Source organism: Streptomyces aureus (assembly GCF_001418135.1).
GTDB lineage: Bacteria > Actinomycetota > Actinomycetes > Streptomycetales > Streptomycetaceae > Streptomyces > Streptomyces aureus_A.
This window is the reverse complement of the sequence record NZ_LIPQ01000672.1, coordinates 1-1,962: the sequence shown is the minus strand read 5'-3', so window position 1 is coordinate 1,962 and position 1,962 is coordinate 1. Positions and strand designations below refer to the sequence as shown.

The window sequence follows — 1,962 nt, the reverse complement described above, 5'->3', positions numbered from 1 at the left end:
AGGCGGCTCCGCGGTCGGCGCCGGCGGCGGTGGCCTGTCCCGCGGCGGCCACGGTGCCGGCGAGGGCGGCTGCTCCGGCGAGGACGCCGCGGCGAGCACGCTGCTGCACGTACGGGACAGCAGGGCGGTGGCACTGCGGTCCCTCTTCGGTGGGGCCTGAGCCTGAGAGTGAGGACGGCCGGGCGCCGTAGACCATTCGTATACCAAGGCGCCCGATCGCGCACCCCTCAATGCGTCGATGCGGGCATCAACGATGACAAATCAGTCCCGGAATGGGTGTTTCCGATTCTCTGGATCATCACCCTTGTCCGCCACCTTCAACTTGGTATACAAAACGGGGGAGCCGTCGGCCCACTCCCCAAGGAGCACCCATGTGCGTCGAAGCCATCCCGCCGCCGTCCAGCGCGCTGACCCGCCGCGGCGTCCTCGCCGGAGCGGCCGCCCTCGCCGGCACCGTGGCCGCCGCGGGACAGGCGACCGCCGCCGGCGCCGACCGCGGAGCCGCCTCCGGTCGCCGCACCCCCGGCGCCACCGCGCGCGTGGGACACCTCGTGATCCACGGCGGCACCCTCCTGGACCCGGCCACCGGCGAGGTCACCGAGGACGCCGTCGTCGTCATCGAGGACGGCACCGTCCGGGCCGCCGGCCGCCGGGGCGGCGTCACCGTGCCGCAGGGCTTCGAGGTGCTCGACGCACACGGCCGATGGATCCTGCCGGGCCTGGTCGACGCGCACATCCACCTCAGCACCGCCGCCGAGGCGCGCGACGCCGTCCGCAAGGGCGCGACGAGCGCGCGCAGCGGATCGGCCTCCTTCTACCAGGACATCGCCGTCCGCGAACTCGCCCGGCACAGCCCCGCGCTCGCGCCGCGGCTGAAGGCCGCCGGCGTGTTCGTCACCCCGAACCTCGGTGACACCGTGCTCGCCGACCCCGACCTGACCCCGCTCGCCCGACTCAAGGACGGAGTGCGCTCGGCGGAGGCGCTGCGGCGTGTGGTGGACGTGAACCTCGCCCGTGGCGCGGACGTGATCAAGACCCGGGTCAACGAACGCGCCGGGCTCCCGGAGCAGGACCCGCTGGCCCAGGTCTACTCGCGCGAACAGCTCGCCGAGATCGTGGCGGCGGCCCGGCGGGGCGGCAAGGGCGTCCTCTGCCACAGCTACAGCGAGCAGGGGTGCCACGACGCCGTCATGGCGGGCATCCGCTCCCTGGAGCACGGCGCGTTCGTCGGCGAGCGCACCCTGCGCGAAATGCGGCGCCGGGGCACGTACTTCACGCCCACCCTCACCGCGATCGCCGGCCTGGCGGAGTCCTCGGACCCGATCCTCGCCGAGCGCGGACGCACGTACCTCCCGATCCTGAAGCGCGCTGTCATCGCCGCGCACGAACTCGGGGTCCCACTGGCCGCGGGCACCGACTCGTCGGGCGGGGCGGTGGACCCGATCGGCGGTGAGGTCGAGCTGATGCACTCCGCGGGCCTGTCACCCCTCGACGCGATCCGCACGGCGACGACGGGCGCGGCCCGTCTCCTCGGCCTCACCCGCACCGCGGGCCGCCTCACCCGCGGCTACGCGGGCGACGCCCTCCTGCTGTCGGGCGACCCGCTGGCGGACCTGTCCGTGCTGAAGCGCCCGGTGGGGGTGGTACGGGCGGGAGTTGTGGCGGCCTGAGACGGACCCCGCCTTCCGTCCCCCCTCCCACGGCATCGCCGCCCGCCGGGGAGGCGGCGCGATCCGTGCCGCCTGCCCGCACCACGACAACCTCGCCGCCCCTCCCCGACAAGGAGCCCCCATGCAGTCGCCCGACAGCAGGAGGGCGTCGCCCGCGTAGCCGCGGGTGAGGCGGCCCGCGGTGCGGGTGAGGCCGAGGAGACGGGCCGCGCCCGTCGTCGCCGTGCGGATCGCGTCGCGGGGTGACAGGCCCGCGGAGTGCATCAGCTCGACCTCACCGCCGATCGGGTCC

Annotated in this window: 1 protein-coding gene and 2 pseudogenes; 2 read left to right on the top strand and 1 reads right to left on the bottom strand. The window is 74.8% G+C overall.

The features are described 5' to 3' along the window. Positions 1 to 79 precede the first annotated feature (79 nt). Positions 80 to 160 (top strand): annotated as a pseudogene (locus tag AOK00_RS41055) (GntR family transcriptional regulator); the annotation flags it as partial. A 211-nt stretch (positions 161 to 371) separates the two neighbouring features. Beyond that, a complete protein-coding gene (locus AOK00_RS35960) occupies positions 372 to 1,670 on the top strand; it encodes an amidohydrolase family protein (protein ID WP_055604294.1) in 1,299 nt (432 codons plus the stop codon). Positions 1,671 to 1,781: 111 nt separating this feature from the next. Here AOK00_RS35960 and AOK00_RS38850 read toward each other — a convergent pair. After that, positions 1,782 to 1,962, bottom strand: a pseudogene (locus AOK00_RS38850) (amidohydrolase family protein); the annotation flags it as partial.

Bases quoted from the DNA above. Each gene is read 5' to 3' on its own strand.
- AOK00_RS35960 (WP_055604294.1), top strand. From the start codon at position 372: ATGTGCGTCGAAGCCATCCCGCCGCCGTCCAGCGCGCTGACCCGCCGC.